Here is a 24949-nt window from a genome sequence, read left to right as displayed (position 1 = left end):
ACAGAGCAATGGTCCAGACCGCACCGTGATCGGCGACCACGAGGACGAGAAGGAGCCGCCGCCATGGGCGAGAGCAAGCTGGCCGGACAGTTCTTCGACGCCGCGATCGGCCTGCTCCAGCAGGTCCGCGACGGAGACTCCGCCGAGATCGCCGCCGCGGGGAAGGCCATCGCCGAGGCCGTCGCACACGGCAACCGGCTCTTCGCCTTCGGCGCCGGACACTCCTCGCTCGCCGCCCAGGACGTCGTCTACCGGGCCGGCGGCCTCGCCCTGATGAACCTGCTCGCCGTCCCCGGCGTCGTCGGCGTCGACGTCATGCCGGCCACCCTCGGCTCCGCCCTGGAGCGCGTCGACGGCCTCGCCGGAGCGGTCCTCGACTCCTCCCCCGCCAAGGCAGGCGACGTCCTGATCATCATCTCCCTCTCCGGGCGCAACGCCCTGCCCGTGGAGATGGCCATGAACGCCCGCGCGCTCGGCCTCACCGTCATCGGCGTCACCTCGGTGGCGTACGCCACGGAGACGAAGTCACGGCACGTCTCGGGGACGTACCTCAAGGACCACTGCGACATCGTCCTCGACTCGAAGATCGCCATCGGGGACGCGGAGCTCACCCACGAGGGCATCGAGGCACCCTTCGCCCCCGCCTCCACCGTCGTCACCAGCGCCCTCATGCAGGCCACGATGGCCGCCGCCGCCGAGGAACTCGTACACCTCGGCATCGAGCCGCCGCTGCTGCGCTCGGGCAACGTCGACGGCGGACACGAGTGGAACGGGCGCGTGATGAGCGAGTACGGGGACCGGATCTTCTTCCGCCACTAGGCCCTCGGCCCGGGGACATACCGCAGCCGACCGTCCCGGTCGGTCACCGGCGTGTACCCGGCGGCTTCGAGACGGGCGGCGTACCTGACGGCGTGGCGTCGGCCGAGGACCAGCGGGACGGTCAGGAGGGCCATCGACGAGGCCCAGGCGACGCCCGCGATCGTGAGGGCGCCGGTCGCGTTCCCGCCGAGTTCGAAGCCGAAGACCAGGGACGCCGCGACCGAACCGACGACGGTGAGCACCGCTCTCTCCCCGGTGGAGTACCGGCCCCTGAGGTCCAGGTACATCCGCGCCATGAGAAGGTCCGCCGCCCCGGGCACGAGCGGCGGGAGCGCGCCCCCCGCGCCCGCGTGCGGATACCGGGCCCGGTTCTCCGCGGCGAGCGCCCGGGCCTCCGGGCCGGGGTCCGGCACGAGCGACATCACGAACCCGCCGTCGCCGGCCTGCCGCAGGTCCGCGTACGCGTACCCGAACCGCTCCGCGACGAGAGCGAGCCGGACGAGCCCCTTCATCGTCGTCATGGAGGAGGCCAGCTCGACCGGCTCCCCGCTCTCCATCCGCCGCAGCATCCTCCGCACACGCCTCTCGCGCACGGGTGGCACTACGCCGCGGGGTGCGGGGACCGTCCGTGGCGCGGGCGCAGGTAGCTCGCCGCGATGAAGGCGATGCCGACGAGCAGCACGGCGTTCCCGGCGAGGGCGCCCCAGGGCGGGTTCGGCAGGAGACCTTCCCGGACACCCATCCACACGGCATCCGAGACGAGCAGGCCCACGCCCGTCAGCGCGACACCGACGCCGTACACGCGGGGCCGCCGGACGTGCCGGCGCGCCGGCGGGATCATCCAGCCCCTGCGGAACGCGACCACGCCCAGCACCACCGCCAGCACGCCGAAAGGCATGCTCACTCCCAGCACCCACTCCACCACGACGGCCCCCCAGAGCTCTCGAACGTGAGCCCATCGTCGTCCCGCTCACCCGGGGCCGTCCATGCCGGGACCCGGCAGCATCCGGCCCCTCTTCCCTGCCTGCTACGGACGCGCCTGCCACGGACGGTCCAGGACCTGCGTCACGCGCGTGAAGCCGTCCGCGCCGAAGCCCCGGTCCACCGCCCGCAGCGCCAGCGCCTCCGCCGCGCGCATGACGCTCGCGTCGATGCCGTGAGCCTCGGCCGCGTGCACGACGTGGGTCATCGTCGACACGGCGGAGGTCAGGGGATTGCCCTCGCCCGAGTACGAGCCGCCGTCCACGTCCCCCGCCCACTCCTCGAACAGCGGCGGCAGGATCGCCCCGATGCCCTGCGCGAACGGTGCCAGCTCCCGCGCCGAGATCCCCTCCGCGCGGGCCACCGCGAGCGCGTGCACGTACCCCGTCATCGACGTCCAGAAGATGTCGAGCAGCGCGATGTCGTACGCCGCCGCCCGGCCGACGTCCTCGCCGAGGTGCGTGTGGACACCGCCCAGCGCGTCCAGGACCCGCCGGTGCTCCCCGTACAGCGCCTCCGGGCCGCTGTGCAGGAAGACCCCGGCGGGCGTCCCGATGCTCGGCGTCGGGGTCATGATCGCGCCGTCCAGGTAACCGATGCCGTGCTCCGCCGCCCAGCGGCCGGTGTCCCGGGCCCGCTCCGGGACGTCGGCGCTCAGGTTCACCACGGTCCGGCCCTTCAGCGCGTCCGCGACGGCCGGCTGCCGCAGTACGGAGTCCGTGGCGTCGTAGTTGACCAGGCAGATCACCGTCAGCGGGCTCGCCGCGACGGCCTCCTCGGCGCTCGCCGCCAGGACCGCGCCCCGCGCGCCGAGGTCGCCCTCCTTGCCCGGGGTGCGGTTCCACACCGTGGTCCGCACCCCGGCGTCCAGGAACGCGCCGGCCAACGCCCGGCCCATCGGTCCGAGCCCCAGGACGGTGACCGAAAAACGCTCGTCGGAAGAAGACATGACGGAACTCCCTTGCACATACGTGAGATACAGAGACGACTGACGAAGGAGAGGGACGCGCATGACACGCCTCCGGGCCCAGGACACGAACGTCTGCGGTGTGACCGCCGCGATCGCCGTCATCGACGGCAAGTGGAAGACGTCGCTGCTGTGGCTGCTGGAATCCGGCCCGCACCGGCCCGGCGAACTGCGCCGCAGGCTCCCCGAGATCAGCGAGAAGGTGCTGACGCAGGCACTGCGGGAGATGGAGACGGACGGGCTCGTACACCGCGAGGTGCACGAGGTGCTGCCGCCGAAGACCGTCTACTCGCTGACGGAGTTCGGGCGCGAACTCTCGGAACTGCTCGGCCCGTTGTCGGACTGGGGCCATCGCCGGATCGACCGGCTGACGGCGGCACGGGCCGCCTCCTGAGGCCCTGTCGCTCCCCTCTCCGTCCGGGCCGCGACCAGGTTCTCCCGGACCCGGAACGACGGACAAGTACCCACAAAAAAGTGGGTGTACGGGGGGGGCTAGGGGGTGCCGGCGAGGTCGAGGTGCATCGCCACCCGGGACGCCACCGCCTCCGCGTACACCACGTCCTCACGCTCGAAGGGCGCCCGGCAGGCGGCCCGCAGGAACGTCAGGACGCCGAGGGTCCGGCCCCGGGAGCGCAGGACCACGCACAGGGCGTGGGCCGCGTCCCCCGGCCACTGATGCGCCTCCGCCCACACCTCGGCCGTCCGGCCCGCGCTCGCCCGCACCGTGCCCAGCCGGTCCCAGGCCTGCAGGGCGGGGTGCCTCGGCCCGTACCGCAGCGGGATGCCGCCGCCCACGACGGGCGAGGACGGGCCGGGGACGGCACCCGCCGGGGTGGCCAGGGCCCGGGTGAGGCGCCGCTCCCCCGCCGGCCGGTCCACCAGGGCGTGGTCGGCGAACCCGGCCAGGGCGAAGTCGAGCAGCACCGTCGCCGCCTCCGCCGGGTCCTCGCACTCCGCGACCGCCGCGCCCGCCCGGTGCAGCTGGCTCCACCGGAACCGCAGCCGGTCCGCCTCGCGCGCCGCGAGCCGCTCCTCCGTGACGTCCTGGAACAGCCAGGCGACACCCAGCGGCACGGGCTCCTCCGCCATCGGCGACGACAGCCGCAGGAAGCCGCTGCGCCAGCACCGGCGCCGCTCCCCGGAGGAGGTCCTGAGCGTCACCCACACCTCGGCGGGCGCGGGCGGCGTGCCCTCCGCGAGCACGTGCTGGAGAGCCCCCTCCAGCTCCTCCACGCCCTGCAGGAGGACGTCCCCGAGGGGCCGCCCGAGCAGGGCCGTACGACCGGTCCCGAAGGCGCGGGCGGCGTGGCCGTTGATGACGGCCGGCCGCAGATCGGCGTCGACGAGCACGACGCCCCAGGACGCGTCCTCGAACAGCGCCTCGCTCAGGGCGACGGACCGCTCCAGGTCGAGCTGGACGTGGACCTCGCTGAACGCGCAGTACACCCCGGCGGGGCTGCCGTCGGCGCCCCGCACCCCGGCGGCCTGGCTCCGGACGAGGACCCGCCCGCCGTCCTTGCGCAGCAGCACGAACTCATGGACCTGACGTCCGGGCCCCTTCATGGCCCCCATCAGCCGGCCCAGGGTCTCCTCGGCGTCCGCGCTCCGCGCCGCCCACCCCTCGAACCCGCGCCGCCCGACGGCCTCCCCGGCGGACCAGCCGAGGATCCGCTCGGCCTCCCGGTTCCAGTGCGTGACCGTCCCGTCGGCGTCGAACGCGCAGAGCGCCGCGTCCATCCCGTCGAGCAACGCGGCCAACAGATCGGCCCCCGCCCCCGGGACGGAGACGTCGTCGCTCGTGGCCCCCGTGAATGCACTCATCCAGGCACCCCCCATGCTGCGACCATTCAACTGGAACGTGACGTGGAGCACACCACGTTCGCCCAAATCATTCGTTTCGAATCACCCCCATAAATCGCTTGAGCGGGGGGCGGGCCGTTCGTAGTGTGTGGGTACACGCGAAAGGAGGTGATCCGAAAAAATGGTTTCTTTTCGGACTCGTGAGGTGACTGCGGGCTAAGGCCTGCCAGTCGCACTCTGTGCACCTCGGCAGGCCTTCTGCCGAACACCAACGCAGTCACCCGACCCGTGAGTCGCCGGCAGTCCGGCCGGCAGGCATCCGTCCGAACCTAGGCGGACGGCGCCAAGACTCACGGGTCGCCTGCGTTTCCGGGCCCGTCGGGGCCCGCGGCCCTGAGAGCCGCCGTGGGCCGTCAGGGCGCCAGGCGCTCCACTCGCCAGGTTCCGTCCTGTTCGTGGACGTAGCGGAGGCGGTCGTGGAGGCGGTTCTCGTGGCCCTGCCAGAATTCCACCGTCTCGGGGACGACGCGGATGCCGCCCCAGGACGGGGGGACCGGGACCTGTTCGCGGTCCGGGTAGCGGGCGGCCAGTTCGTCGTAGCGGGCCAGGAGGTCCGCGCGGGAGGCGATGACCTGGGACTGGGGGCTCGCCCAGGCGCCGAGCTGGGAGCCGTGCGGGCGGGTGCGGAAGTAGGCCACCGTCTCGTCGCGGCCCACGTGCACCGCGCGGCCGGTGACGATGACCTGGCGGGCCAGGGGGTGCCAGGGGAAGAGCAGCGAGGCGTACGGGTTCGCCGCGAGCTCCCTGCCCTTGCGGGAGTCGTAGTTGGTGTAGAAGACGAAGCCGGCCTCGTCGTAGTGCTTCAGGAGGACCGTGCGGGACGACGGGCGGCCTTCGGCGGTCGCCGTCGAGACGATCATCGCGTTCGGTTCGTGGATCGCCGGATTCGCGGCGGTCTCCTTGAACCAGCGGGCGAACTGGCCGATGGGTTCGGGCGCGAGGTCGGCCGCGGACAGCTCCGTGGTGCGGTACTGCTCGCGCATGTCGGCGGGATCCAGGGCGTCGGTCACAGGGTCATCCTGCCGCAGCGCCCCAGTCTGCCCGGCACCGCCGGGCGCTAATCCTCTCTGCCCGAATCGGCGGAGTGTGCCGGATGTCACGCTTCCCCGCATCATCGGAACCGTACAGACTCTTGGGCTGGATGACTGTTGATTCCCCACGATCGCCTCGCACGGTTGATCGATCATCGATAGAGGAGCCGCCTGATGTCCGACTTCGTACCCGGGCTCGAGGGAGTCGTCGCGTTCGAGACGGAGATCGCCGAACCCGACAAGGAGGGCGGCGCCCTCCGCTACCGCGGGGTCGACATCGAGGACCTCGTCGGTCACGTCTCCTTCGGGAACGTGTGGGGCCTCCTCGTCGACGGCGCGTTCAACCCCGGCCTGCCGGCCGCCGAGCCCTTCCCGATCCCCGTGCACTCGGGTGACATCCGCGTCGACGTGCAGTCCGCGCTCGCGATGCTCGCGCCCGTGTGGGGCCTCAAACCGCTCCTCGACATCTCCGCCGAGCAGGCCCGCGACGACCTCGCCCGCGCGGCCGTCATGGCCCTCTCGTACGTCGCGCAGTCGGCGCGCGGCCAGGGCCTCCCGATGGTCCCGCAGAGCGAGATCGACAAGGCCGAGTCCGTCGTCGAGCGCTTCATGATCCGCTGGCGCGGCGAGCCCGACCCGAAGCACGTCAAGGCCGTCGACGCCTACTGGACCTCCGCCGCCGAGCACGGCATGAACGCCTCCACGTTCACCGCGCGCGTCATCGCCTCCACCGGTGCCGATGTGGCCGCCTCCCTGTCCGGTGCCGTCGGCGCCATGTCCGGGCCGCTGCACGGCGGCGCGCCCTCCCGCGTCCTCGGCATGATCGAGGAGATCGAGCGGACCGGCGACGCCACCGCGTACGTGAAGCAGGCCCTCGACAAGGGCGAGCGCCTCATGGGCTTCGGCCACCGTGTGTACCGCGCCGAGGACCCCCGCGCGCGCGTGCTCCGCCGTACGGCCAAGGAGCTGGCCGCGCCGCGCTTCGAGGTCGCCGAGGCCCTGGAGAAGGCCGCCCTTGAGGAGCTGCACAACCGTCGCCCCGACCGCGTCCTCGCGACCAACGTGGAGTTCTGGGCGGCGATCGTCCTGGACTTCGCCGAGGTCCCGGCGCACATGTTCACGTCGATGTTCACGTGCGCGCGTACGGCCGGCTGGTCGGCGCACATCCTGGAGCAGAAGCGCACCGGTCGCCTCGTGCGTCCGTCGGCCCGCTACACGGGCCCCGGCCAGCGGGACCCGCGCGAGATCGAGGGTTACGGGGACATCGCCGGCCGCTGATCGCGGCAAGGAGCCGGTGGTGGTGCCTGGCGAGCCCGCACAGCCCTGCCAGACCCCACCGGCCCGCACGTCCCGCCGGGGCCCGTCGACCCCACCGGCCCCCTACACCAGCTGCGCCGACTGCTCCTGCGGATGCAGCAGCAGGTCCGCGTGGTGGCGGGCCGTCGTCAGCGGGTGGGCGCGGAGCTTGCCCTTCAGTTCGTTGCGGCCGTACTCGGCGAACAGCGGGTTCGCCGGGTCGGTCGTGACGCCGGGGGCCCGGTCCGCGAACGGGAACTCCAGCGGCGCGATCCGGGCGTCGAGCCGCGGGTTGTAGAAGAACGGCACGGAGAATCGTTCCGTCGCCCCGGGCGGCGAGACCACCCGGTGGTTCGTGGCGATCAGGTAGCCGTTCGTGGCCACCTCCAGCAGCTCGCCCAGGTTGACGACGAAGGCTCCCGGCAGCGGCGGCACGTCGTGGAACATCCCGTCCTCGCGCTGCACCTGGAGCCCGCCGACCTGGTCCTGGAGCAGCAGGGTGAGGAAGCCGTAGTCCTTGTGCGCGCCGACGCCCTGGTCGTCGCCCTCGCCGCTGCTGCCCGGGTAGCGCACCAGCTTGAGGTGCGGGTGGGCGCGCGGGCCGAAGATGTCGTCGTAGAAGTCCTCGGGCGCGCCGATGGAGGCGAGCAGCTCGTGGAGGAGCCGCTCGGCGACGCCGCTGAGGCGGTCGATCCAGTGCAGGGCGGCCGTACGGAGCTCGGGGAGCGCGGCGGGCCACTGGTTGGGGCCTTCGAGCCACCAGTACGGGGCTTCCCAGGGCGCCGGTTCGCGCGCGGGCCGCTCGGCGCCGATGTCGAGCTGGTCGCGCCAGTCGCGGGCGCCGGCGGTGCGCTCGTCGCCGATGCGCGTGTAGCCGCGGAAGTGCGGCGAGTTGATGTTGTCCAGGGCGAGCCGGTCGGCCTCGGGCAGGGCGAAGAAGGCGTGCATGGCCGAGGTCAGGGCCTGGGTCTCGGCCTGGGTGATGCCGTGCCCGATGAGCTGGAAGAAACCCACGTCGTGGGCGGCCGAGTGGAGCTGTGCGTGGAGCAGCTTCCGGGCCTGGGGGTCTCGGTCTGCGGCCGAGAGATCGACGATGGGGAGCTGCGAGGAGTACGAGCTGTTCGTCATGTATGCATCCGCGGGGTGTACGGGTGCCCGGGGCGGCCGCCAAGGGTGGGGCGGGGGCCACGGGTGCCGGTCGGCTTGGGGCTCGGACGAGGGACCGCAGGGGTGTGGAGTGGTACCCCGGAAGGTCAGGCGGAGCGGCGACAGCCCATGCTCGTGACGCGGACGTAGTCCACGTGGCGACGGCGTACGAGCAGAGGCATGGAGTCAGCGTACTGCGGGCGTGAGCGGGCGACTGTGGCCCGCGTCACGTCCGGCTCCTGGATGGCTCAAAGTCTGTTCAAAGTGGCGGGTCTACGCGAAGATCGCCGCCACGCATGTTGCGTACACGCCATGCTTCCCGTCGCAGCATCCCATCGCAGGAGGATGTCCATGACCCGCCGCACCTCTCGTGGCCTGGTCGCCGCGGCCGCCGTCACCGTGGCCACCGCCACCGCGGCGCTGCTCCCGTCCGCGGGGGCCTCCGCGGCCACCGCGCCGCAGGCCCGCGTCTTCATGGTGAACCCGGTCCAGTCCTCGGGCGACCAGTCCCTCACCGACCACAAGGACGCGGTGAGCGACGTCCCCGCGTCCGCGTACGCCACGGTCGCGCTCCGCAACCTCGACGCGAGCGGCGCCCTGTCGGGGAAGTGGGCCGCCGTCCGCTCGGAGACCGGCAACCCCGCGAAGGCGGCCGACGCCGCCTCGTTCGACCGCTCGGACGACGAGTTCGAGCAGGTCATGGCGTACTTCTGGGTCAACGAGGCGCAGGAGTACCTCCAGGGCCTCGGCTTCGGCTCCGAGCTGCGCGGGGCGAACGACCGGGTGCAGCCGGTCCGCCTCAACCAGTGGGGTGCCGACAACTCCTTCTTCACCGACAAGAAGGCCGAGATCCGCTTCGGCAAGGGCGGCGTGGACGACGCCGAGGACGCCGAGGTGATCGTCCACGAGTACGGCCACGCGGTGCACAACGCCCAGGTCCCCGGCTTCGGCACCTCCGCGGAGGCCGGCGCGATCGGCGAGGCCTTCGGCGACTACCTGGCGGTGGAGGTCGGCACGAACGCGGTCTCCAAGTACGGCTGGCCGATGAAGACCGACCTGGCCTGCGTCGCCGACTGGGACTCGACCGGCTACAGCGCGGCCCCGCACTGCCTGCGCCGGATCGACGGCACCAAGACCTACGCGGACTGGGCGGGCGAGGTGCACGCGGACGGCGAGATCTGGTCCCGCGCGCTCTTCGACATCCGGAACAAGCTCGGCGCCCGCACGGCCGACCGGATCATCGTGAACGCGCAGTTCGGCTTCGCCGCCGACACCAGCTTCAAGGACGCGGCCCTGACGACGGTCGCGACGGCGCAGAAGATGTACGGGACGCAGGCCGCCGCGGCCGTACGGGACGCCTTCCGGGCGCGCGCCATTCCGGGCGTCTGATCCGGGCCGCCCCCTGGCCTCCAGGGCCTGTCTTTCGGGGCATGCCGGGTCGCGGGCCCGATCCGAAGGACCGGCCCTAGTCGCTCAGCGCCTCGCTCACCAGCCGCGCCCACTGGGACACCACCCGTTCCCGGCGGGCGCGGTCGTCCGTCAGGAGGGTGGCGAGGCCCAGGCCGCGGGCCATGTCCAGGAGGCCCTGGACGGTCTCGCGGACGCCGGGCCGTGACTCGTCGGCGCCCAGGACCTCGACGGCGACGCGGTGGGACTCGCGGCCGACGCGGGCCTCCAGCTCGGTGACCCGCTCGCGGAGCTGCTCCTCGCCGGACGCGGCGACCCACAGGTGGAGCGCGGCCCGGAAGAGGGGCCCGGTGTAGAGGCCGACGAGGGCGGCGACGGCCTGTTCGCGGTCGTCCGTGCGGACCGCCCGCAGCGCCTGCGAACGCTCCTCGGCGACGTACTCGACCGCCGCCGTGAACAGGTCCTCGCGGGTGGGGAAGTGGTGCTGGGCGGCGCCCCGGGAGACGCCGGCGCGTTCGGCGACGACGGCGACCGTGGAGCCGGCCCAGCCGTGCTCGGCGAGGCAGGACACGGCGGCTTCGAGCAGCCGCTGCCGGGTGGCACGGCTGCGGTCCTGCTTGGGGTTCCGGTCGGGCTTGGGCGCGGTCAGAGCCGCCATGCGGGGTCCCGTCGTTCGAGGAAGGCCGTCATCCCCTCGCGCGCCTCGGCGGAGGCGAAGAGCGTGGCCGACCTCTGCACCAGGTCCTCCGCGTCGCGTTCGAAGGTCTCCAGGACTCTAGCGGTGACCAGTCGTTTCGCCTCCCGCAGGCCCTGCGGGGAGCCGGCGCGGAGGGAGTCGAGGATGGTGTCGAGTTCCTCCGCCCCGGCCGTCACCAGACCCATCGCGACGGCCTCGCGGACCCCGAACCGCTCGCCCGTAAGGTAGTGCCGGGCGGCCGCGCGCGGTTCCAGCCGGGGGAGCAGGGTGAGCGAGATGACGGCGGGCGCGACCCCGATCCGTACCTCCGTGAGCGCGAAGTCCGCTCCCTCCCCCGCCACCACGATGTCGGCCGCGCCGAGCAGGCCGAGGCCGCCGGCGCGGGTGTGGCTGCCGGCGGTGACGTGGGCGACGACGGGTTTCGGGAGCTCGACGATCTGCCGGAGCAGGTCGACGAAGGCGTACGGGCTGGGCGGGGCCTTCAGGTCGGCGCCGGCGCTGAACGTGGAGCCGGTGTGGGTGAGGACGACGGCCCGGACGGCCGGGTCCTTGCCGCAGGCGGTGAGCGCGTCGGCGAGTTCGGCGACGAGCGGGGCGGAGAGCGCGTTGCGGGTGTGCGGGGAGTCCAGGGCGAGGGTGGTGATGCCCCGCTCCTCGGTGACGTCGATCAGCGGCTGGCTCATGCGCGGTCCCTCAGTTCCCTTCGGAGGATCTTCCCGGACGCTGCCCGGGGCACGGTGTCGATGAACTCCACGGCGCGGACCTTCTTGTACGGGGAGACCCGGGCGGCGACGTGGGCGATGACGTCCTCGGCGGTGAGGCCGGGTGCGGCGGGCTGGCGGACGACGAAGGCCTTGGGGATCTCGGTGCCGTCGGTGTCGGTGACGCCGATGACGGCGGCGTCGGCGATGCCCTCGTGGGTGAGGAGGAGCGCTTCGAGTTCGGCGGGGGCGACCTGGAAGCCCTTGTACTTGATGAGTTCCTTGACGCGGTCGACGACGAAGAGCCAGCCGTCCCCGTCGACGCGGCCGATGTCGCCGGTGTGCACCCAGCCGTCGGTGTCGATCATGGCGGCGGTGGCGTCGGGGCGGCCGAGGTAGCCCTTCATGACCTGGGGGCCGCGGATGGCGATCTCGCCCTCCTCGCCGGGCGCGGCGTCCTTGGCGGGGTCGTCGAGGGAGAGGATCCGCATCTCGGTGGAGGGCAGGAGCCTGCCGACGGTGCCGGGCGGGGGCGCCGGGGCGTCGAGCGGGACGACGTGGGTGCCGGGCGACAGCTCCGTCATCCCGTAGGCCTGGCTGACCGGCGGGAGGCCGAGCCGGGCCGAGCAGGCCTCGGCGAGGGCGGCGTCGAGGGGGGCGGCGGCGCTGACGATGTACTCCAGGGAGGACAGGTCGTAGTCGGCGACGGCCGGGTGCTTGGCGAGGGCGAGGACGATCGGCGGGGCGACGTACAGCCCGTTGATGCGGTGCTTCTGGATGGCGCCGAGGAAGGTGTCGAGCTCGAAGCGGGGCAGGACGACGACGGTGGCGCCGGAGCGGAGGGGCGCGTTCATGAGGGCGGTGAGCCCGTAGATGTGGAAGAAGGGGAGGACGGCGAGGATCCGGTCGCCGGGGCCCATCGGGATGACGGGCTCCAGCTGCGCCAGGTTGGTGGCGATGGAGGCGTGGGTGAGCATCACGCCCTTGGGTGTGCCGGTGGTCCCCGAGGAGTACGGCAGCGCCGCCACGTCCTGCTCGGGGTCGAGGTCGGCATCGGGTACGGGCCCGGTGGAGCCGAGGAAGTCCTGGAGCGACCGCACGCCCTCCCCCTCGTCGGCCCGGTCGCAGACGAGGATCTCCTCGATCCCGCCGGCGAGTTCGGCGGCGGCGCGGGCGGCGGCGAGCAGCGGGGACACGGTCACGATCCACCGTGCGGAGGAGTCGCGGAGCTGCTTGGCGAACTCCTCGGGCGTGGCGAGCGGATGGACGGTGGTGACGGCGGCACCCGCGCGCGTGGCGGCGTAGAAGGCGATGGGGAACAGCACGGTGTTGGGGCTGTGCAGGGCGAGGACGTCGCCCTTCCGCACCCCGGCCTCGGCGAGCCCGGCGGCGACCTTCCGGTGGAACGCGTCGACCTGCCCGTACGTGAGGCTGAGCTCCCCGGCCCCGTCGATCAGCGCGGGCGTGTCCGCCCATGCGGCGGCGCGCCCGAGGACGGCGTCGTGGATGGGGAGGGAGACGGTGGGAACGGGCTCGTACGCGCTGTGGAACACCATGCTGGCCCCCTGGGAGAGGTGGAAGGTGATCGCCAGGATCGCTGCTCAGGATCGCTGCTGCGGGCGGTACTTGGGGAGACCTTGTCAGTACCCCGGAAAACAATCAAGCATGCTTGCATGATTCGGGGGACGGCCGACGGCCCGCCCTCCGAGGAGGAGCGGGCCGTCGGAGAACGTCTCGGCGTGGCTCAGCCCTCGCAGGCCACGCCGTCGCCGTCGCGGTCCAGCTTCCTGCTGTAGCCCGGGTCGCCTCGGTGGATGGGGGCGGCGCCGGCGGCGCGGACGGCCGTGCAGTTCTCGTAGTAGACGTTCGACTCGTCTGCCGTCGCGCTGGGTTCGGCGGTCTCCGGCTGCTGGGTCGACGGGCGCGGCGCCGGGGTGCGCTTGGGCGTGGGGGTGGGCGTCGGCGCCTCGGTCGTCGGCACGGGCGTCGCGGACGTGGGCTCGGGCGTCGGCGTGGGCTCCGTCGTGGGAGCCGTCGTCGGGGTCGGCTCGGTGGTGGCCCCGGGCGTGGGGGTCGCCGTGGCCGAGGTGGCCGGCTTGGGGTCGGTCCCGCCCTTCTCCTCCGGCGGGTCGCTCAGGGCGAACAGCAGGAACCACAGGCCCGACAGGACGGTCGCGACGATCTTCTGCGTCCGACCCCACCGGCTCGTCCAGGTCAGGGCTATGCCCGCCGGCGGGAGGATCACCAACAGGGTGATGATCAGGGCGGGATGCTGCCACCAGCGCCGCCGGACGGGCATCGGGGCGGGCTGGTACGGGTGGGGCGGCGGGTACACGGAGGCTCCTGAGCGGTAGTCAAGTGACCCGGATCGTACACAGAATGTTCACAACTGATGCCCCTCTGTACGGAATCGACTCCGGACTGTGCCAGAAGCGGGGCGTACCCCGCGGAGCCGACGGCCGTTAGCCTGCGCCCATGGTGTTCAAGAGACTGTGGGGCAAGGGCGGGGACAGCAGCGGGATTCCGTTGATGGTCGACACCGTCATACCCGACGAGCCGGTGCAGCCGGGCGGCCTGCTGCGCGGAGAGGTCGTGCTGCGCGCACCCGAACGTGACGTGCGGGTTCGGGTCGTGAAGGTGAAGCTCGTCGCCAACACGTCGCCCGCGCTCGGCAAGAACGCAGAGGTGGACACGGATTCGGGCTACGTGTTCTCGCTCTTCCTCGGCACCGGCACGCTCACCGTCGGGAAGGGCCAGGAGCGGCGGGTGTCGCTCGAGTACCGGCTGAAGTGGGAGACCCCCGTCTCCGAGGTGCACGGGAAGCGGCTCGACGGGGTGCGGCTGGCCGCGTACACCGAGGTCGAGGCCGACGGCATCGAGGAACGGACGGACAGCGACCCCCTGCGCGTCGGCGCGACGCCGCTGCACGAGACCGTCCTCGACGCCTTCGCCGCCGCGGGCTACAGCTGCAGCAGCGCGCAGATCGACGAACTGGGCGACATTCCGCGCGCCGAGCGCCACTTCTCCCTGCGGCAGAGCTTCCGCCTGATCGACTCGCAGGCCGCGACCCGCTCGGACCGCCCGCAGCACCTGGAGGTCACCTTCCACACCAACGCGGTGGGGAGCGAGATCTACGTCCGCAAGGCGGCTTTCTTCCAGAAGAGATGGAACGAGAAGCCGCCCTGCGCGTACGTCACGGCCGCCCACCACGAGGTCGGCCAGGTCGACTTCGAGGCGAAGGTCCGGCAGTGGATCGACGAGGTCGCCGCCCTGCCCGAGGAGCGCGAGGACCCCCGGCTCGCTCAGTACGACTTGGGCAGGCCCAGCGTCTGGTGGGAGACGTAGTTCAGGATCATCTCCCGGCTGACGGGCGCGATCCTCGCCACCCGGGCCGCCGTGACCAGGCGGGCCAGGCCGAACTCCTTGGTGAGGCCGTTGCCGCCGAGGGTGTGGACGGCGGTGTCCACGGCCTTCACGCAGGCCTCCGCCGCCGCGTACTTCGCCATGTTCGCGGCCTCGCCCGCGCCCATGTCGTCGCCCGCGTCGTAGAGGTGCGCCGCCTTCGCCATCATCAGGCGGGCCAGTTCGAGCTCGATGTGGGCCTGGGCGAGCGGGTGGGCGATGGCCTGGTGGGCGCCGATCGGGGCCTTCCAGACCTGGCGCTCCTTCGCGTACTTCACCGCCTGCGCGAGGGCGTACCGGCCCATTCCGATCGCGAAGGCCGCCGTCATGATCCGCTCCGGGTTCAGGCCCGCGAAGAGCTGCAGCAGCCCCGCGTCCTCGTCGCCGACCAGCGCCTCGGAGGGGAGGTGCACATCGTCGAGGGTCAGCTCGAACTGCTTCTCGTTCGCGTCCAGTTCCATCTCGATGTGACGGCGCTCAAAACCGGGGGCGTCGCGCGGGACGATGAAGAGGCAGGGCTTCAGGCTGCCCGTGCGGGCGTCCGACGTGCGGCCCACGATCAGCGTCGCATCCGCGATGTCCACGCCCGAGACGAAGACCTTCCGCCCGTTCAGGACCCAGCCCTCCTCCGTGCGCGTGGCCGTGGTCGTGATGCGGTGCGAGTTCGAGCCCGCGTCGGGCTCCGTGATCCCGAACGCCATCGTCCTCGAACCGTCCGCGAGCCCCGGCAGCCACGCCCGCTTCTGCTCCTCCGTCCCGAAGCGGGCGATGACCGTGCCGCAGATCGCGGGCGAGACGACCATCATGAGCAGCGGCGCGCCGGCCGCGCCCGCCTCCTCCAGGACGATCGACAGCTCGGCCATGCCGCCGCCCCCGCCGCCGTACTCCTCGGGGAGGTTCACGCCCAGGTAGCCGAGCTTGCCCGCCTCGGCCCACAGCTCGGCCCGGTCGAAGCCGGGGCCGTGGCGGTGGCCGAGCGCGGAGACGGCGGCGCGCAGCGCGGTGTGCTCGGGGGAATCGATGAGGGTGCTCATGCGGGGTCTTCCTCCTGTGCTTCGGACGGGGCGTGTTCCTGTACGGCTTCCGGTACGGCTTGCTGCACGGCTTCCGGTACGGCTTCCTGTACGGCTTCCTGTACGACGGCGAGCAGGGCGCCCACCTCGACCTGGCGGCCGGGCACGGCGTGGAGTGCGGTGAGCGTGCCGGAGGCGGGGGCGACGACCCGGTGCTCCATCTTCATGGCCTCCAGCCAGAGCAGCGGCTGTCCGGCGGTGACCCGGTCGCCGACGGCGAGGCCGTCCGCGACCCGGACGACGGTGCCGGGCATCGGGGCGAGCAGGGAGCCGGGTGCCGACTGGTCGCGCGGGTCGGTGAAGCGGGGCCGGACGGTGAGGCGGTGGCCGCCCGCGTGGACGGTGTCCTCGTACGCGGCGACCTCGAAGTGCCGGACGACTCCCGCCACTTCCAGGCTCACGGAGCCGGGCCCGGCCTGCACCACGCGTACGCCCTCCGGCGACGTGACCTCGTAGCCTCCGTCCCTCGTCGGCCGGTAGCGGACCTCGTGGTCCCCGTACGTCCTCGTCTCGTCCTGCGAGCGGAGATTGCGCCAGCCACCGCCGAAGCGGCTCCTGCGGGACGACGCCTCGGCGAGGGCCGCCGCCACCGCCGCGTACTCCCCGCCCTGCGCCGGGGTCGTCAGCGCGGGCAGGTTCCGGTCGTAGAAGCCCGTGTCGAGAGCCCCCTGCGACGCGTACTCCGGGTGCCTGAGCGACGCGACCAGCAGGTCCCTGTTGGTGACCGGGCCGTGGACCACCGCCCGCTCCAGGGTGTGGGCGAGCTTGCGGAGGGCCGCCTCCCGGGTCGGGGCGTGGACGATCACCTTCGCGAGCATCGGGTCGTAGTGGACGCCGATCGTGTCCCCCGAGGCGTATCCGGTGTCGACGCGCACGCCCCCGGCGACCTCGAAGCGGTGCAGGACGCCCGTCTGCGGGGCCCAGCCCCGCGCCGGGTCCTCGGCGTAGAGCCGGGCCTCGACCGCGTGGCCGCGCGGGGCCGGGGGCTCGGGGGGAAGCGGGTGGCCCTCGGCGACGGCGAGCTGGAGCCCGACCAGGTCGACCCCGTACACCTCCTCCGTCACCGGGTGCTCGACCTGGAGGCGGGTGTTCATCTCCAGGAAGTGCGCCCGCCCGCCCGCGACGAGGAACTCGACCGTGCCCGCGCCCACGTACCCGACGGCCTTCGCGGCCCGGACGGCCGTGTCGAGGAGCTGCGCTTCGAGCGCGGCGGGCAGACCGGGCGCGGGCGCCTCCTCGATCACCTTCTGGTGCCGGCGCTGGAGGGAGCAGTCGCGGGTGCCGAGCGCCCAGACCGTGCCGTGGGTGTCGCAGAGGAGCTGCACCTCGACGTGCCGGCCGTTCTCCACGTACGGCTCGACGAACACCTCGCCGTCCCCGAACGCGCTCGCCGCCTCGGCCGAAGCCGCCCGCAACTCACCTTCCAGAGAAGAGAGTTCCCGTACGATCCGCATGCCCCGGCCGCCGCCGCCCGCCGCCGCCTTCACCAGGACGGGCAGATCGGCCTCGGTGATGTCCGTGAGCGGCTCGATCCCGAGGAGTTCCTTCGCCCGGGTCTTCGACGCCATCGCCTCGATCGCCTCCGGCGGCGGGCCGATCCAGATCAGGCCGGCGTCGGTCACGGCGCGCGCGAAGTCGGCGTTCTCGGAGAGGAAGCCGTACCCGGGGTGGACGGCGTCGGCGCCCGCCGCGAGCGCCGCCTTCACGACCAGATCGCCGCGCAGGTACGTCTCCGAGGGCGCGGCCCCCGGCAGTCGTACCGCCGCGTCGGCCTCCCGGACGTGCAGCGCGCCCGCGTCCGCGTCGGAGTACACGGCGACGGTGGAGATGCCCAGCTCACGGCAGGTGCGGAAGACCCGGCAGGCGATCTCGCCCCGGTTCGCGACCAGTACGGTCTGCATCATCAGTGCCTCACATTCGGAAGACGCCGAAGCCGCCGCGCGCGCCCTCGACCGGTGCCGTGTGGATCGCGGAGAGGCACAGTCCGAGGACCGTGCGGGTGTCGCGGGGGTCGATGACCCCGTCGTCGTAGAGCCGGCCGGAGAGGAACATCGGCAGCGACTCGGACTCGATCTGCGCCTCCACCAGGGCGCGCAGCCCGGCGTCGGCCTCGTCGTCGTACGGCTGTCCCTTCGCGGCGGCGGAGGCGCGCGCCACGATGGAGAGGACACCGGCGAGCTGCTGCGGGCCCATGACGGCGGACTTCGCGCTCGGCCAGGCGAAGAGGAAGCGCGGGTCGTAGGCGCGGCCGCACATGCCGTAGTGCCCGGCTCCGTACGACGCCCCCATGAGGACGGAGAGGTGGGGCACGCGGGAGTTCGACACCGCGTTGATCATCATCGCGCCGTGCTTGATGATGCCGCCCTGCTCGTACTCCTTGCCGACCATGTAGCCGGTGGTGTTGTGGAGGAAGACGAGCGGGATGTCGCGCTGGTTGGCGAGCTGGATGAACTGGGCGGCCTTCTGCGACTCCGCGGAGAACAGGACGCCCTGCGCGTTGGCGAGGATGCCGACCGGATAGCCGTGGAGCCGCGCCCAGCCCGTGGTCAGCGACGTCCCGTACAGCGGCTTGAACTCGTCGAAGTCCGAGCCGTCGACGATCCGGGCGATCACCTCGCGCGGGTCGAAGGGCGTCTTGAGGTCGCCGGGGACGATCCCGAGGAGTTCTTCCTCGTCGTACTTCGGCGGCTCCACCGGGCCCGGGTCCGCATGGTGTTTGCGGTGGTTGAGACGGGCGACGATCCGGCGGGCCTGGCGGATCGCGTCGGCCTCGTCGACGGCGTAGTGGTCGGCGAGACCGGAGGTGCGGGCGTGCATCTCGGCGCCGCCGAGCGACTCGTCGTCGCTCTCCTCGCCCGTCGCCATCTTCACCAGCGGCGGCCCGCCGAGGAACACCTTCGACCGCTCCCTGATCATCACGGCGTGGTCGGACATGCCGGGGACGTAGGCGCCGCCCGCCGTCGAGTTCCCGAAGACGACCGCGATCGTCGGGATGCCGGCGGCGGAGAGCCGGGTGAGGTCGCGGAAGAGCGCCCCGCCCGGGATGAAGATCTCCTTCTGGGAGGGCAGGTCGGCGCCGCCGGACTCGACGAGCGAGATGACGGGCAGCCGGTTGGCGTACGCGATCTCGTTGGCCCGCAGGGCCTTCTTCAGCGTCCACGGGTTGGAGGCGCCGCCGCGCACGGTCGGGTCGTTGGCGGTGATCAGGCACTCGACGCCCTCGACGACCCCGATGCCGGTCACCAGGGAAGCCCCGACGGTGTAGTCGCTGCCCCAGGCGGCGAGCGGGGAGAGTTCGAGGAACGGGCTGTCCGGGTCGACGAGCAGCTCGATCCGCTCGCGGGCGAGGAGCTTGCCGCGCTTCCGGTGGCGGGCGGTGTACTTCTCGCCGCCGCCGGCGAGCGCCTTGGCGTGTTCGGCGTCGAGGGCGGCGAGCTTGTCCAGCATGGCCGCGCGGTGGGCGGCGTGGTCGGGCCCGCCGGTGTCGAGGGCGGAAGTGATGAAGGTCACTGAACCCCCTGCGCCCGGTGGTAAAGTCGCGTTGTGCTTCGCGAGAACCAAGCTGGCACAACAACCTCCTCGTTTGGGGAAATCGGGCTGGTTCCAACCCGACTGGCACTGATCGCGTCAGACTCGGATGCTTGCTGAGCAACCGAGCAGCGTGAGCCAGGAATCTCCCTCGCTCGCCGAGGGAGAGGGTTCAAAGCAGTTCCTCCGGTACGTCCAAGCGCCGGGAACGAAGCCATTCGCCCAAGGCCTTGGCTTGAGGATCGAAGCGGGACTGCGAGGCGACGCCATCGCCGAGCAGTCCGGCAATCGTGAAGTTGAGGGCCCGCAGGTTCGGCAGCAAATGCCTCACAACTTCCAAGTCACGTGTCTCCGGGAGGAGTTCTTTCACCTTCTCCACGGTCAGGGTGTGGGCCAGCCAGCGCCACTCCTCCTCCGTCCGCACCCACACGCCGACGTTCGCGTCGCCGCCCTTGTCGCCGCTGCGGGCCCCGGCGATCCGGCCGAGGGGTGCTCTCCGGGTGGGCCCCTCGGGGAGCGGCGGTGGGAGGTCCGGGTCGGGTACGGGTACCAGGCCGCGGGTCCTCGGGGGTACGGGGAGCTCCCTGCGGGTCCCGTCGGGGAGGACCGCCGTGTGCGGGACCTCGCCCTGGGGCACGTACGTGCTCTCGAAGACCCCGTAGGGGGCGCCCTTGCCGGGCGGGGCGGTGACGTGGAAGCCGGGGTAGCTCGCGAGGGCCAGTTCGACGGCGGCCCCGGTGACGGTGCGGCCGACCTTGTCGGGGTCCCGGTCGCGGACGACGAGACGGAGCAGGGCGCTCGCGGTCTCCTCGGTAGCCGCGTCGGGGCGGTCGGTGCGGGAGAGTTCCCAGCGGACCTCGGCGGGCGGGTTCTTCGCGAGGGCGTCGGCGATCTGCTCCTGGAGCAGGTCCGCCTTGGCCTCGATGTCGAGGCCGGTGAGGACGAAGACGACCTCGTTGCGGAAGCCGCCGAGCCTGCTGAGCCCGACCTTGAGGGCGGGAGGCGGGGCCTCTCCCCGTACGCCCTCGACGCGGACCCGGTCGGGGCCGTCCTGGGTGAGCCGTACGGAGTCGAGGCGGGCGGTCACGTCGGGTCCCGCATAGCGGGCGCCGGCGGTCTCGTAGAGGAGCTGGGCGGTGACCGTGCCGACGTCGACGAGGCCGCCGGTGCCCGGGTGCTTGGTGATGACGGAGGACCCGTCGGCGTGGAGTTCGGCGACCGGGAAGCCGGGGCGGCGCACGTCATGGCCCCGGAAGAAAGCGTAGTTGCCGCCGGTGGCCTGGGTGCCGCACTCCAGGACGTGCCCGGCGACGACCGCGCCCGCGAGCTCGTCGTACGCCTCCGGGCCCCAGCCGAAGTGCCACTGCGCGGGCCCGGTGACGAGGGCGGCGTCGGTGACGCGGCCGGTGACGACGACGTCGGCGCCCGCGGCGAGGCAGGCGGCGATGCCGGCGCCGCCGAGGTAGGCGTTGGCGGTGAGGGCGCCGTCGCGGGCGGGCAGCAGGTCGCCCTCGACATGCGCGATCCGGGTCGGCAGGCCGAGCTGGGCGGCGAGGGCGCGCAGGGCGTCGGCGAGGCCGGCGGGGTTGAGGCCGCCCGCGTTGGCGACGATCCGGACGCCGCGCTCGTGGGCGAGGCCGAGGCCCTCCTCCATCTGGCGCAGGAAGGTCTTCGCGTACCCGGCCGTGGGGTCCTTGAGCTGGTCGCGGCCGAGGATGAGCATGGTGAGCTCGGCGAGGTAGTCGCCGGTGAGGACGTCGAGTTCACCGCCGGTGAGCATCTCGCGGACGGCGTCGAAGCGGTCGCCGTAGAAGCCGGAGGCGTTGCCGATACGGATCATTCCGGGGCTCCGTGCGGTGCGCGGCCGCCACCTGCCGGGCCCGCGAAGGCCTGGGCGATGCCGAGCCAGCGCTCGGCGTCCGCGCCCTCGGCGACCAGGGCGGTGTCGTCGCGGTGGAGGCGCTGGGTGACGAGCAGACAGAAGTCGAGGGCCGGTCCGGTGACGCGCTGGGCGGCGCCCTCGGGGCCGTACGTCCACAACCCGCCGTCGGGTGCTTCCAGTTCGACGCGGAACGGCTCGGCGGGCGCCGGGATGCCCCGCACCAGGAAGGCGTAGTCGCGGGCCCGGTGGCCGATCCAGGCGACGTGCCGGAGCCGGGCGGTGGGCGTGCGGACGATGTTCAGGGTGTCGGCGACGTCCTGGCCGTGCGCCCAGGTCTCCATCAGCCGGGCGGTGGCCATGGCGGGGGCGCTCATCGGCGGCCCGTACCAGGGGAACCTGGCCCCGGGCGGGACGGCGCGCAGGGCCTCCTGGAGCTGCTCGCGGCCGGTGCGCCAGCGGGCGAGGAGCTCGGCGGGCGGCACCTTGGCGCCTTCCTCGGCGCCCTCGTCGACCCAGCGGTCGGGGGCGGCGACGGCCTTCGCGGTCTCGGCGGCGAAGGCGTCGGCGTCGGTGGCGGCGAGGAGGGCGGCGTGGTCGGTCCAGGCGAGGTGGGCGATCTGATGGGCGATCGTCCAGCCGGGGGCGGGGGTCTGGGCGCCCCACTGCTCCTCGATCAACTCTGCGACAAGAGCGTCGAGTTCCTCGCTCTCGTCGCGCAGGTCGTCGAGGACGTCGACGGGGTCGGACACGGTGCGCTCCCCTCGGGGGACGGGCGGTCACGGGCCTTCGCGCAGGAGCATGCCAGCGAGACCAGAAACAATCAAGCGTGCTTGCTTTGTTCGTTACGCGCGTTGTGGGCATGCGTTCCGCCGGGGCGGCGCCCCGCCCGTTGTGGGCAGGCGTTCCGCAAGGGCGTGGGGGTCCCCCACGCTAGGAGGGGGGAGGGGACGATTGCCCACACGGAGGTGGCGGTGGTCATCCCCGAGAGGTACGCCGGGCGCCCCCTGGGCGTCTTCGGGATGACGGCGAATCCCCCTCCGCGGGGCCGTGTTCGCCCCCTCCCCCCTCCTAGCGTGGACACCATGCCCCCGTCACTCCTCACCTTCACCCTCAAGGACTTCCGCGCCCAGCTGCGCCGTCTCGTCCTCACCGGCTCGGCCGTCGCCGTCGGCGTGGCGTTCCTCGTGCTCTCCGTCGGCGGCGCGGGCGCCCTCGTCCAGTCGTACGAGCAGTCCGCCGCGGCCGACGTCGGCGACGCCGCCGTCCAGGTCGTCCCGGACGGCACCGACGGGTCGCTGCCCGCCGGCGCGGCGGCCCGCGCCGCACGCGTACCGGAGGTGACGTCGGTGGCGGAGCGCCTCGCCGGTCACGCCAACGTGATCGCTCCCTCCGGTCGTCCCCTCGACGACCGCGCCCTGGTCACCTCGATCGCCGCCGACCCGGCCCTCCGCTGGCAGCGCCTCGACGCGGGCCGCTGGCCCGAGGGCCCGGGCGAGGTCGTCCTCGACCGGGACAGCGCGGAACGCGTCGGCGCGGCGCCCGGCGGCACCGTACGGGTCACGCGGGCCGACGGCGGCACAGCGGACGTCCGGCTCACCGGCCTCCTCGACACCTCCGCCTCGGCGGCCCTCGGCTCGCAGCCCGCGATCGGTGTCCCGTACGCGCAGGTGAAGACGTACGCGACGGGAGTACGGGCCACCCACCTCGACCTCTCCGTGGCCCAGGGCGCGGACCCGCTCGCGGTGGCGAAGGCGGCCAGGAAGGCGCTGGGCGGCACGGTGTCCGCGTACACCCACGACGGCGCCGTGGGCAACGCCCTCCAGGGCGCCAGGACCCTGCACGCGGTCGTCATGACCGCCGCCCTGTCCTTCGTCCTCATCGCGATGGCCGTGGCCCGCATGGTCGTCACCAACACCTTCTCCGTCGTCCTCGCCCAACGCGCCCGCCAGCTCGCCCTGTTGCGCTGCGTCGGCACCGACCGCGACCAGCTCCTCCGGATCATCCGCCGCCAGGGCCTGATGCTCGGCGCGCTCGCCTCCACCGCCGGGCTCGTGGCGGGCGCCGCGGCCTGCGCGCTCGGCACGACCGTGATCAACGGCCTGGCCGACCTCGGCCCGATCGAGGTCTCCCTCGTGCCGGGCCCGTGGACGTTCGCCCTCGCCGGGGTCTTCGGCGTCCTGCTCACCCTGTGGGCGGTCCGCAAGCCGGCACGGGCCGCGGCGGCCGTGCCGCCGGTCGCCGCGCTCGCCGCGAGCGGCTCGGCGAAGCTGCCGGAGCCGGGCAGCCGCGCCGTCCGCGAGGCCGTGTCGGTCTTGATGCTCGTGGCCGGTGCGGGACTGCTCGTGCTCGGGGCGTTCGGCGGCTCGCCGCTCTCCCTCCTGCTGGTGACGCTCGGCGCGATCCTCACGTTCTTCGCCGTACTCCGGTACGCCCGGTACCTGTTGCCCCCGCTCGTCGGACTGCTCGGGCTCGCACTGCGCCGCCCGTTCGGCACGGTCGGCAGGCTGTCCGTGCAGCAGCTGCGGGCCGACGCCCGCCGGACCGCCGCCGCTTCCTCCGCGATGCTCGTCGGCGTGACCGTCGCCGTCTCCGCCGTGACCGCGATCGGCGCGGCCGGGGGCGGCCTGGACAGCATGCTCGCGAGCCGCATGCCGGCCGTCTTCGCCCTCGACACGGACACCGGCCGGGTGCCCGCCGACGCGATCGCCGCGCTGCGCGCCGAACGCGCGCTGACCGTCACCCCGGTCCGTACCGCGACCCTCACCGTCGACGGACGGAAGACGGTCGTCGCCGCCGCGGACCCGGCCGGGCTCAACCCGGACGCGGAGGGCGTCGGCGCGGCCCGCGCACTGAAGGACGGCGAGGCGATCGCCCTCGCCCAGCGCCGGGAACTGACCGTCTCGGGCACCCGGCTCACGGTCGTGACCGGCGCGGCGGCGCTCCCCGTCTCCCTCTACCCGGAGGCCGCGGTGTACGTCACCGGCCCCACCCTCGACCGGCTCGCGCCGCACGCCTCGACGGTCTCCACCGTGCTGCTCAACCCGGCCGGCGACACCGGCCACGACGCGGCCCGTGCGGCCGTGGAGCGGGCGCTCGCCACGCACCCGGAGATCCGGATCGCCGACACCGGCTCCGACGCCGACCTCATCCGCTCCCTGCTCGACCGGATGATGCTCGTCGTCACCGTCCTGCTCGGCTTCTCCATCGCGATCGCCGCGCTCGGCGTCGCCGCCACCCTGATGCTGACGGTGGAGGAACGCACCCGCGAGTTCGGGATGCTCCGCGCGATCGGCCTCGCGGGCGAGCAGCTGCGCCGCATGCTGACCCTGGAATCGGTGCTGCTCGCGCTCACCGGGGCGCTCGCCGGCACTCTCCTCGGCCTGCTGTACGGGACGCTGGCCGCCCGCTCCGTCCTGGCGGGCCACGTCTCGCCGCTGGAAGCCCTGGCCTCCTCGGGCGGTACGGCCCTGACGATCCTGGCGATCCTCGCGGCCACCGTCCTCACGGGCGTCGCGGCCTCGGTCCTGCCGGCCCGCAGGGTCCGCCGGATGGTGGTCGTGGACGCGCTCCAGGCGGCCTAGCGCCTCTTCCTCCTCCGTACGAGGGAGGCGAGGGCGGTGACTCCGACGACGAGGACGAGGGAGCGGAACGGGAGGAGGGTGCCGGGGGCGTCGTCGATCAGGTCGATGCCGTTTCCGACGGCGGTGACCCAGGCGACCGTCCCCACGAGCACCATCGACCCCACCCGCCGCTCCCCCGCGACGAGCATCCCGATCCACAGGACCACCGGCATGACCAGGAAGGTGTTGATGAGCGCCGAGGTGAACGCCTGATCGGCGGAGTAACCGGGCCCGGCCCCGAGCGAGGAGGCGGCCTGACCGGCGAAGGAGAGATAGAGCGTGTCGGAGAGGATCAGGTGCGCGGCGGCGACTCCGAGGGTGGAGACGATCAGCGCTTTGAGGAGGCGGGGGGCGAGGGGGGTGGATGTGGGCGGTGCCATGGGCCCGACTATACGCGCGGTGTATACATCGCACGTATAGTCCCCGCGGTCGAGTCCGGGGGCGCCGGGCCCGCCGTGCTCGTCACCGGCGCGGCCCTCGTCCTTCGCGGCGTCGCGCCGGGGTCGCAGGGGTCGCCGGCCGCATCGCCGTCGCCGTGG

At 72.9% G+C, this 24949-nt stretch carries 22 protein-coding genes; 6 read left to right on the top strand and 16 right to left on the bottom strand.

Annotated features, from left to right (window positions below):
• Positions 1 to 63 precede the first annotated feature (63 nt).
• Complete coding sequence (locus tag AB5J54_RS23015; protein ID WP_369145797.1) at positions 64 to 819, top strand: SIS domain-containing protein; 756 nt, start codon at positions 64 to 66, stop codon at positions 817 to 819.
• On the opposite strand, the gene AB5J54_RS23010 is transcribed toward AB5J54_RS23015, so the two are convergent.
• From AB5J54_RS23010 to AB5J54_RS23000, 3 genes are all read right to left on the bottom strand, one after another.
• Positions 816 to 1376 (bottom strand): hypothetical protein, encoded by a 561-nt coding sequence (locus AB5J54_RS23010; RefSeq protein WP_369145796.1) that lies wholly within the window; start codon positions 1374 to 1376, stop codon positions 816 to 818. The two genes, AB5J54_RS23015 and AB5J54_RS23010, sit on opposite strands and share 4 nt — an antisense overlap.
• A 44-nt stretch (positions 1377 to 1420) precedes the next feature.
• Positions 1421 to 1717, bottom strand: a complete 297-nt coding sequence (locus AB5J54_RS23005) for a hypothetical protein (RefSeq protein WP_369145795.1) — start codon at positions 1715 to 1717, stop codon at positions 1421 to 1423.
• A gap of 129 nt (positions 1718 to 1846) precedes the next feature.
• The gene (locus tag AB5J54_RS23000) at positions 1847 to 2749 is read right to left on the bottom strand and encodes an NAD(P)-dependent oxidoreductase (protein WP_369145794.1); all 903 of its coding nucleotides are present in this window, start codon (positions 2747 to 2749) and stop codon (positions 1847 to 1849) included.
• Between the two features lie 61 nt (positions 2750 to 2810).
• On the opposite strand from AB5J54_RS23000, the gene AB5J54_RS22995 reads away from it, so the two are divergent.
• Positions 2811 to 3161, top strand: a complete 351-nt coding sequence (locus AB5J54_RS22995) for a winged helix-turn-helix transcriptional regulator (protein WP_369145793.1) — start codon at positions 2811 to 2813, stop codon at positions 3159 to 3161.
• Positions 3162 to 3259: 98 nt separating this feature from the next.
• Here AB5J54_RS22995 and AB5J54_RS22990 read toward each other — a convergent pair whose 3' ends face one another.
• Together AB5J54_RS22990 and pdxH are read right to left on the bottom strand one after the other, a co-directional pair.
• Positions 3260 to 4588, bottom strand: coding sequence for a PAS domain-containing protein (locus tag AB5J54_RS22990; RefSeq protein WP_369145792.1), 1329 nt, complete (start codon positions 4586 to 4588; stop codon positions 3260 to 3262).
• A gap of 392 nt (positions 4589 to 4980) precedes the next feature.
• On the bottom strand, positions 4981 to 5637 hold the full coding sequence (gene pdxH, locus AB5J54_RS22985) for a pyridoxamine 5'-phosphate oxidase (RefSeq protein WP_369145791.1): 657 nt from the start codon (positions 5635 to 5637) through the stop codon (positions 4981 to 4983).
• Positions 5638 to 5832: 195 nt separating this feature from the next.
• On the opposite strand from pdxH, the gene AB5J54_RS22980 reads away from it, so the two are divergent.
• Positions 5833 to 6936: a citrate synthase 2 gene (locus AB5J54_RS22980; protein WP_369145790.1), complete on the top strand. Its 1104-nt coding sequence runs from the start codon at positions 5833 to 5835 to the stop codon at positions 6934 to 6936.
• A gap of 102 nt (positions 6937 to 7038) precedes the next feature.
• On the opposite strand, the gene AB5J54_RS22975 is transcribed toward AB5J54_RS22980, so the two are convergent.
• Positions 7039 to 8082 (bottom strand): isopenicillin N synthase family dioxygenase, encoded by a 1044-nt coding sequence (locus tag AB5J54_RS22975; protein WP_369145789.1) that lies wholly within the window; start codon positions 8080 to 8082, stop codon positions 7039 to 7041.
• A gap of 369 nt (positions 8083 to 8451) precedes the next feature.
• Here AB5J54_RS22975 and AB5J54_RS22970 point away from each other — a divergent pair, with 369 nt between their 5' ends.
• Complete coding sequence (locus AB5J54_RS22970; protein ID WP_369145788.1) at positions 8452 to 9489, top strand: M4 family metallopeptidase; 1038 nt, start codon at positions 8452 to 8454, stop codon at positions 9487 to 9489.
• A 76-nt stretch (positions 9490 to 9565) separates the two neighbouring features.
• On the opposite strand, the gene AB5J54_RS22965 is transcribed toward AB5J54_RS22970, so the two are convergent.
• From AB5J54_RS22965 to AB5J54_RS22950, 4 genes are all read right to left on the bottom strand, one after another.
• The gene (locus AB5J54_RS22965) at positions 9566 to 10165 is read right to left on the bottom strand and encodes a TetR/AcrR family transcriptional regulator (RefSeq protein WP_369145787.1); all 600 of its coding nucleotides are present in this window, start codon (positions 10163 to 10165) and stop codon (positions 9566 to 9568) included.
• Positions 10153 to 10887: an enoyl-CoA hydratase family protein gene (locus AB5J54_RS22960; RefSeq protein ID WP_369145786.1), complete on the bottom strand. Its 735-nt coding sequence runs from the start codon at positions 10885 to 10887 to the stop codon at positions 10153 to 10155. Before AB5J54_RS22960 ends, AB5J54_RS22965 begins: the two co-directional genes overlap by 13 nt.
• Complete coding sequence (locus AB5J54_RS22955) at positions 10884 to 12461, bottom strand: AMP-binding protein (RefSeq protein WP_369145785.1); 1578 nt, start codon at positions 12459 to 12461, stop codon at positions 10884 to 10886. Before AB5J54_RS22955 ends, AB5J54_RS22960 begins: the two co-directional genes overlap by 4 nt.
• A gap of 188 nt (positions 12462 to 12649) precedes the next feature.
• Positions 12650 to 13240 carry an excalibur calcium-binding domain-containing protein gene (locus tag AB5J54_RS22950; RefSeq protein WP_369145784.1) on the bottom strand — a complete coding sequence of 197 codons (591 nt, stop codon included), beginning with the start codon at positions 13238 to 13240 and terminating at the stop codon, positions 12650 to 12652.
• A gap of 140 nt (positions 13241 to 13380) precedes the next feature.
• Between AB5J54_RS22950 and AB5J54_RS22945 the strand changes: the two genes are divergently transcribed.
• Positions 13381 to 14250, top strand: a complete 870-nt coding sequence (locus tag AB5J54_RS22945) for a sporulation protein (RefSeq protein ID WP_369145783.1) — start codon at positions 13381 to 13383, stop codon at positions 14248 to 14250.
• Here the strand turns inward: AB5J54_RS22945 and AB5J54_RS22940 are convergent.
• From AB5J54_RS22940 to AB5J54_RS22920, 5 genes are all read right to left on the bottom strand, one after another.
• Positions 14208 to 15341 (bottom strand): acyl-CoA dehydrogenase family protein, encoded by a 1134-nt coding sequence (locus AB5J54_RS22940; RefSeq protein WP_369145782.1) that lies wholly within the window; start codon positions 15339 to 15341, stop codon positions 14208 to 14210. The genes AB5J54_RS22945 and AB5J54_RS22940 overlap by 43 nt on opposite strands.
• A complete protein-coding gene (locus tag AB5J54_RS22935; RefSeq protein ID WP_369145781.1) occupies positions 15338 to 17284 on the bottom strand; it encodes a biotin carboxylase N-terminal domain-containing protein in 1947 nt (648 codons plus the stop codon). The genes AB5J54_RS22940 and AB5J54_RS22935 overlap by 4 nt, the downstream gene beginning before the upstream one ends.
• 7 nt (positions 17285 to 17291) lie before the next feature.
• Positions 17292 to 18890 carry an acyl-CoA carboxylase subunit beta gene (locus AB5J54_RS22930; protein ID WP_369145780.1) on the bottom strand — a complete coding sequence of 533 codons (1599 nt, stop codon included), beginning with the start codon at positions 18888 to 18890 and terminating at the stop codon, positions 17292 to 17294.
• A gap of 190 nt (positions 18891 to 19080) precedes the next feature.
• Complete coding sequence (locus AB5J54_RS22925) at positions 19081 to 20748, bottom strand: acyclic terpene utilization AtuA family protein (RefSeq protein ID WP_369145779.1); 1668 nt, start codon at positions 20746 to 20748, stop codon at positions 19081 to 19083.
• Positions 20745 to 21539 carry a TIGR03084 family metal-binding protein gene (locus AB5J54_RS22920; protein ID WP_369145778.1) on the bottom strand — a complete coding sequence of 265 codons (795 nt, stop codon included), beginning with the start codon at positions 21537 to 21539 and terminating at the stop codon, positions 20745 to 20747. The genes AB5J54_RS22925 and AB5J54_RS22920 overlap by 4 nt, the downstream gene beginning before the upstream one ends.
• Positions 21540 to 21872: 333 nt before the next feature.
• Here AB5J54_RS22920 and AB5J54_RS22915 point away from each other — a divergent pair, with 333 nt between their 5' ends.
• Positions 21873 to 24371, top strand: a complete 2499-nt coding sequence (locus tag AB5J54_RS22915) for an FtsX-like permease family protein (RefSeq protein WP_369145777.1) — start codon at positions 21873 to 21875, stop codon at positions 24369 to 24371.
• On the opposite strand, the gene AB5J54_RS22910 is transcribed toward AB5J54_RS22915, so the two are convergent.
• Positions 24368 to 24790, bottom strand: a complete 423-nt coding sequence (locus tag AB5J54_RS22910; protein ID WP_369145776.1) for a hypothetical protein — start codon at positions 24788 to 24790, stop codon at positions 24368 to 24370. The two genes, AB5J54_RS22915 and AB5J54_RS22910, sit on opposite strands and share 4 nt — an antisense overlap.
• Positions 24791 to 24949: the final 159 nt, after the last annotated feature.

Origin of the sequence: Streptomyces sp. R44 (assembly GCF_041053105.1) — a bacterium.
GTDB lineage: Bacteria > Actinomycetota > Actinomycetes > Streptomycetales > Streptomycetaceae > Streptomyces.
Note: the sequence above shows the minus strand (reverse complement) of the source record. Positions and strands in the feature narration are given on the sequence as shown.